The sequence below is a fragment of the Collinsella sp. AM38-1BH genome, assembly GCF_003467545.1.
Lineage (GTDB): Bacteria > Actinomycetota > Coriobacteriia > Coriobacteriales > Coriobacteriaceae > Collinsella.
In genome coordinates, this window is record NZ_QSHC01000008.1 from 87,320 (window position 1) to 93,412 (window position 6,093).

The 6,093-nt window shown below is 59.7% G+C and carries 5 protein-coding genes and 1 pseudogene; 3 read left to right on the top strand and 3 right to left on the bottom strand.

What is annotated here, in order from left to right; all coding sequences use genetic code 11:
* Positions 1 to 81: 81 nt before the first annotated feature.
* Positions 82 to 1,416, top strand: coding sequence for a uracil-xanthine permease family protein (locus DW870_RS05040; RefSeq protein ID WP_117769834.1), 1,335 nt, complete (start codon positions 82 to 84; stop codon positions 1,414 to 1,416).
* Between the two features lie 60 nt (positions 1,417 to 1,476).
* On the opposite strand, the gene DW870_RS05045 is transcribed toward DW870_RS05040, so the two are convergent.
* Both DW870_RS05045 and DW870_RS05050 read right to left on the bottom strand, forming a co-directional pair.
* On the bottom strand, positions 1,477 to 2,142 hold the full coding sequence (locus tag DW870_RS05045) for an alpha/beta hydrolase (protein WP_147332623.1): 666 nt from the start codon (positions 2,140 to 2,142) through the stop codon (positions 1,477 to 1,479).
* A 137-nt stretch (positions 2,143 to 2,279) separates the two neighbouring features.
* Complete coding sequence (locus DW870_RS05050) at positions 2,280 to 3,590, bottom strand: NCS2 family permease (RefSeq protein ID WP_117877083.1); 1,311 nt, start codon at positions 3,588 to 3,590, stop codon at positions 2,280 to 2,282.
* A 193-nt stretch (positions 3,591 to 3,783) separates the two neighbouring features.
* On the opposite strand from DW870_RS05050, the gene DW870_RS05055 reads away from it, so the two are divergent.
* Complete coding sequence (locus DW870_RS05055; RefSeq protein ID WP_035137017.1) at positions 3,784 to 4,203, top strand: peptide deformylase; 420 nt, start codon at positions 3,784 to 3,786, stop codon at positions 4,201 to 4,203.
* A gap of 131 nt (positions 4,204 to 4,334) precedes the next feature.
* Positions 4,335 to 5,300 carry a choloylglycine hydrolase gene (gene bsh, locus DW870_RS05060; protein ID WP_117848244.1) on the top strand — a complete coding sequence of 322 codons (966 nt, stop codon included), beginning with the start codon at positions 4,335 to 4,337 and terminating at the stop codon, positions 5,298 to 5,300.
* Between the two features lie 79 nt (positions 5,301 to 5,379).
* On the opposite strand, the pseudogene DW870_RS05065 reads toward bsh, so the two are convergent.
* Positions 5,380 to 6,093: pseudogene (locus tag DW870_RS05065) on the bottom strand (potassium transporter Kup); the annotation flags it as partial.

The window sequence follows — 6,093 nt, forward strand, 5'->3', positions numbered from 1 at the left end:
TCACGTACAATGGTTCGGATCGTATCGTTCGGGCAGGTTATCCGATATGCCTGATCGCCCTTCCATCATGAAAGGACTTCCATGTCCCAATCCTCGACGCCCGCCGTCACCGATGCCATCTACGACGCATCGTCGCTCGGCCGCCCGCGCATGTTCGTGTTGGGTTTGCAACACATGTTTGCGATGTTCGGAGCAACGGTGCTCGTGCCCGTGCTCACCGGCCTTTCCGTTTCGGCGACGCTTCTGTTCGCCGGCATCGGCACGCTGCTGTTTCATTTTCTATCGCGCGGTAAGGTGCCTGCGTTCCTGGGCTCGTCGTTTGCCTTTATCGCGGGTTATGCCGCCATTGCGCCCAACGGCGAGGCCGAGCTTTTGCCCTACGCCTGCCTGGGCGTTGCCTGCGCCGGTCTGCTCTATCCGGTGCTCGCGGCCCTGTTCCGTGCCTTTGGCGCCAAGCGTGTCATGCGCTTCTTTCCGCCGGTGGTGACCGGTCCCATCGTCATTTCCATCGGCCTGATCCTAGCGAGCTCTGCCATTGCCAACTGCCAGACCAATTGGCTTGTTGCCGTTGTCGCTGCGGCCGTCATCGTCATCTGCAATATTTGGGGCCGCGGCATGGTCAAGATCGTGCCGATCCTGCTGGGCGTCGTGGTGAGCTATACCGTTGCGGCCGCGTTGGGTGAGGTCGATTTTTCGGGCGTTGCCGCCGCTCCGTGGGTCGGTCTGCCCATCGTGTGGGACAACACCGTGTTTGCGCTCTTTGGCCCGCAGTTCGATAGCGGTCTTGCCACGACGGCCATCATCACCATCATGCCGCTGGCCTTTGCAACTATGATCGAGCATATCGGCGATATCTCCGCCATTGGCTCTACCTGCGAACGCAATTACATTGCCGATCCCGGTCTGCACCGTACCCTGCTCGGCGATGGCCTGGCGACCATCTTGGCATCGCTCTTTGGCGCCCCCGCCAATACGACGTATGGCGAGAACACCGGCGTGCTTGCCTTGACGCGTGTGTTCGACCCGCGTGTGATTCGCATTGCCGCCTGCTGCGCCATTGTGCTTTCGTTCTGCCCCAAGTTTGCTGCGGTGATTGCCGCCATGCCGGCGTGCGTTATCGGCGGTGTGTCACTCGTGCTCTACGGCATGATCAGCGCCGTTGGCGTGCGTAACCTCATCGAGAATCAGGTTGATTTCCAGAACAACCGCAACGTGCTGGTGGCGGCTCTGGTGCTCGTGCTTTCGCTCGGCATTGCCTACAGTACCGCCGGTGCCATCGTGCTGGAGCTGGGCGGCGTGACGATTTCGCTTTCGGGCCTTGCCGTGGGCTCGCTGGTGGGCATTGTGCTCAACGCCATCCTGCCCGGTAATGACTTTGAGTTTGATACTTCCGAGCTTGAGGAGACTGCTGAATAGTAGCTGCGTTCAGCCAAATTAAAAATGGCGTCCATGCGTATGTACGCGTGGACGCCATTTTTAATGCGTCAGTATCCAGTGGATGCCGCGCGCCATGCGCAGGTCAGTTTGGGCAAAGTGATTGCCGGGGTTGAGCTCCAGCGTTGTTGGAATGTCACGCTCGATAAACAGCTCTTCCATCGCACGCGTATCGTCGAGTACGTGCCGCATCATGCGGTTGGGCGTCTTGGTTTCCTTTTTACCGAGCGACAGATAGGCGGCGTCGGGCGTGGCTGTCATCGTGCGCTCGCGCGCGTAGTCGATAAAGCCGGGGAACCACAGCGACCCCGATGCACTTGCCGCGCGCTCAAAGACATCTGTTTGCCAAAGTGCCCACAGTGAAAAAAGACCCGCCAACGAGTAGCCGGCAATGCCGCGCCAGGTGGGCGGGCAGGGAAGTGATGATTCGGCCTCTGGGATTATCTGATTCAGCAGCTCATCGAGAAACTCAGACGCCTGTCCGCCAAAGGGCTCGGCATCTCGTATAGTTCCGTCGCATTCCCAGGGGCTCAGCTCGCGATTCCAATCGAGTCCTCCAATGGCGGCAAGGGTGAAGGGCGGGCAGTCGAGCTCTCGGCAGCGCTCGTAGACTTCACTACCGTCGCCCATAACCACGGGAAGGTAGATGACGGGCGCGCCTTCCACACACTCTGAATAAACGGTTATCTGCTTATGATGCGCTTCCAAGGCAGGCTTCTCTCGGTGTTGTGATATTGACAGCCTCAATTGTCGCACGCTGGCGCGGGGGCAGACGCTAAAAGAAAGGCGCGGAGCCGCTCGATGCGACTCCGCGCCTTGATGTTCTGCTTTAGCAGACTATGCCGTTACGCCACGAAGAAGTAGACGAGGAAGGCAAGGGCTGCGATCCACATGAGCGGCTTGATCTTGGAGGCCTCGCCCTTAAAGAGCGCGACGATCACGTAGGCGATAAAGCCCAGGCCAATGCCGGCAGAGATGGAGTAGGTGAAGGGCACGCCGGCGACGATCATGAACGCCGGGAAACCCTGCGACACGTCGGACCAGTCGACCTCGGAGGCTTCGCTCATCATGAGGTAGCCGACGTAGACCAGAGCACCGCAGGTGGCGGCGCTGGAAACGATGGTGACGATGGGGGAGAAGAACGCGGCGAGAATGAACAGCACGCCGGTGGTGACGGAGGTGAGGCCCGTGCGGCCACCGTCGGCGGCGCCGGAAGTGGACTCGACGAAGGTGGTGATGGAGGAGACGCCCATGAAACCGCCCACAGCAGCGGCGGCGGAGTCGACGATCAGGATCTCCTTGATATTCTCGACGTTGCCGTCGTCGGTGAGGAACTCGCCCTGCTTGGCTACGGCCATCGCGGTGCCCATGGTGTCGAAGAAGTCACTCATGAGCAGCGAGAACGAGATGACGAGGAGCGTGGGGTCGGTAAGGACCTTGACGATGGCGGGCACGCCGCCGGCGTCGGCGATGGGGCCACCGATGCTCGAGAAGTCGAGCGGGGCGATGATACCGGTCGGAGCATGGGTCACACCTAGGGGGATACCGGCGATGACGGCGACGACGATGCCGATGAGCAGCGAGCCGGGGACGTTGCGGCAGGCGAGGGCGACTGTCACCAGGATGGAGATGATGCCGACGATGAAGGTGGGGGAGGTGATGTCGCCCAGACCGACGAGTGTACCGGCGCCAGCGGTGATAATGCCGGCATCGCACAGGCCAATCATGGCGATGAACAGGCCCAGACCCACCGAGATGGCGTGACGCAGGACAACCGGGATGGCGTCCATGATGGCCTCGCGCAGGCCACAAAGCACGAGCAGCAAGATGACGATACCCTCGAGGAAGATGACGCTCATGGCCACGTGCCAGTCACCGCCGCAGACGGTGGTGGTGATTCCAGCGATCATCGCGTTGACGCCTAAGCCCGACGCGCAGGCGAGCGGGCGGTTGGCGAAGATGCCCATGCAGATGGTCATGATGCCGGCGCCCAGGCAGGTGGCGCAGGCGAGCGCTCCCGCATCGATGCCAGCGCCCGAGAGCACTGCGGGGTTGACGGCGATGATGTAGGCCATCGCCAGGAATGTTGTCAGTCCAGCGCGCAGTTCGGTCCCGATTGTGGACTTGCGCTCGCTGACGTGAAATAGTTCGTCCATGCATACCCTTTCCTTGCTCGGCCCCGAGTTTAGGCCGATTGACACGAACTCACCCACTATAGCCCCTTTACGACGCTGTTGTTCCTCGCATGTTGATGTTCGGCGCTTTGTAGCAGACGGACGGTATTTTTCGCATGAAAATGTGTGGGTACCGTATACTTAAGCGGTTACAACGACCCCTATGGAGGAACGTATGATTAAAGAGCTTTGCCACGACGAGGCTATTCTGTCCCAGCGTTGCGAGGTTGCGACCGTCGAGGACGAGTCGGTTGCTCAGGACCTGATCGATACCATCAAGTCGCTCGACGATGCCGGCTGCTTGGCCGCTAACCAGATTGGCGTTACCAAGAAGGTTTGCGTCTACCTGGACGATGCCGGCGAGCCCCACGTGCTCTACAACCCCCGTCTGGTGTTTGGCCTGGGCGCCAGCAAGATGGAGGAGAGCTGCCTGACGCACGAGGAGGTCACCAAGTCCACGCGCTATATCAAGTGCAAGGTCGCCTTTGATCAGATCGTCGACGGCAAGATGAAGGAGTGCCGCCGCGACTACGCGGGCTTTGAGGCACAGATGATCCAGCACATGATTGACCACTGTCTAGGAAAGTTGGTCTAAGGGGAACAAAGCACCACACTTCGTCTCTTTTGGTCCGGGCGTGACATTGTTGTCATGTCCGGGCTTTTGTGTTTAGCGCCTTTTTGTTTGGTGACAATAACCTTAGCAGGAACGTAAAGCTAGGAGGCGCTATGTGTACGAGCATTCGATTTACCGATAATTCTGGCCACATGTATCTAGGCCGCAACCTCGACTGGAGCTTTGACTACGGCCAACAGGTTCGTGTGATGCCGCGCGGGTTCCACATTCCGTATTCGTTTATCGACGACGCGACAGCGGCACACGCGGTGATTGGTATGTGCATCGATTACAAGAACTATCCCATGTTTTTCGACTGCGGCAACGATGCGGGCCTCGCCGTGGCGGGTCTCAATTTCCCGGGTTATGCCGAGTATGCCGAGGGCCCTGTCGACGGCAAGAACAATATCGCGGCCTATGAGTTTCCCCTGTGGGTGGCAGCGACGTTCTCGACGGTCGATGAGGTCGAGGACGCGCTGCGCGACACGGTGATTGTCGCCAAATCTGCCGGAGAGGGGCTGGGCGTGTCGCTGCTCCATTGGATTATCGGCGACAGCCAGCGCAGCATCGTGGTCGAGATGATGGCTGACGGCCTGCATGTATACGACGATCCGGTCGATACCCTTGCCAATCAGCCCACCTTCCCGTGGCACATGGAAAACCTGCGCACCTATATCACGGCCACAAGCGATTTTCCGCAGACGGCGACATGGCGTGGCGCCGAGCTCAAGCCCTATGGCGCGGGTGCCGGCATGCGCGGTATTCCGGGTGACTGCTATTCGCCGAGCCGTTTTGTAAAGGCGGCGTACCTCAATGCCAATTACCCGCAAAAGGAGAGCGAGACCGAAAACGTCGTTCGCATGTTCCGCTCGCTCGAGGGCGTGGTGATGATCGAGGGAGCGTCCAGGATGGGCGATGGCAAGTTCGAGAAGACTATCTACACCGGATGCTTTAGTGCGCGCACGGGCAATTATTACTACGCGATGTATGGGGATCCGTCGATTCGCTACGTGAGCCTGATGGATGCCGAGGGCGCGAGCCCCGATAGGCTCGTGGTTCCCGAGCCGCGCCGTTCGTAGCCGTTAGCTTTACTGCAATGCAAAGCGGCCCTGCGTCTCTCGTGAGGCGCAGGGCCGCTGTCGTTGATTTGTGGCGTTGCTAGAAGTTGGCGTCGTTGAGTTGTTCGCTCTCGAGGCCGTCGAGCTGTTGCTGTTCGGGCGTATCGGCGACGCTCTCGAGCAGCTCGGTGGGATCGACGTTCATGTCCTTACCGGCCTCGTTGCCGTTGACCAGGTCGTCCGAGAAGATATCGACTTCCATTTCCTCGGCTTCCTCGATTTGGACCTCGAGTGGCACCTGGGTGCGTACGAGCTTGACTGCTGGACGCATGCGGGCAAAGAGCGGTACGTACTCGATGATGATGGCCGAGTTCTCAAGACCGTACCAGCGTGCCGGGCTTCCGCAGGCGCGGCGGACGGCATACTTGATGGCCATCACGCGATGGTCGTTGCGGTTGATGTCCGTCTCGGGAGCAAGCATCTTGCGCAGCATGCAAAAACGGAAGTCGCCCACGTTGCCGCGCGTCTCGTAGATGGAGTAGGTGTGATGCTGCGGCGGCAGCTCGCCCGATGCCATCAAGTCGCCAACGATCTGACGCAGGTAGGCATTGATGCGCTGGTTGACCTTAAAGCCCAGGTCCAAGCGCACGCGGAACAAAAAGTCCGTGCCAAAGGTCTCGACGGAATACTCGTGCGTATAGGGTTCGTCGGTAACGTGCACGTTGATGAACCAATATGCCTTGGCGCGCTTGGGGTGGGTACCGTCAAGATTCTTTCGCAAATTGATCGAGGCGGCCTCGGCCCCGCCTTGCTC

Bases quoted from the DNA above. Each gene is read 5' to 3' on its own strand.
- DW870_RS05040 (WP_117769834.1), top strand. From the start codon at position 82: ATGTCCCAATCCTCGACGCCCGCCGTCACCGATGCCATCTACGACGCA.
- DW870_RS05050 (WP_117877083.1), bottom strand. From the start codon at position 3,590: ATGGACGAACTATTTCACGTCAGCGAGCGCAAGTCCACAATCGGGACC.
- DW870_RS05055 (WP_035137017.1), top strand. From the start codon at position 3,784: ATGATTAAAGAGCTTTGCCACGACGAGGCTATTCTGTCCCAGCGTTGC.
- bsh (WP_117848244.1), top strand. From the start codon at position 4,335: ATGTGTACGAGCATTCGATTTACCGATAATTCTGGCCACATGTATCTA.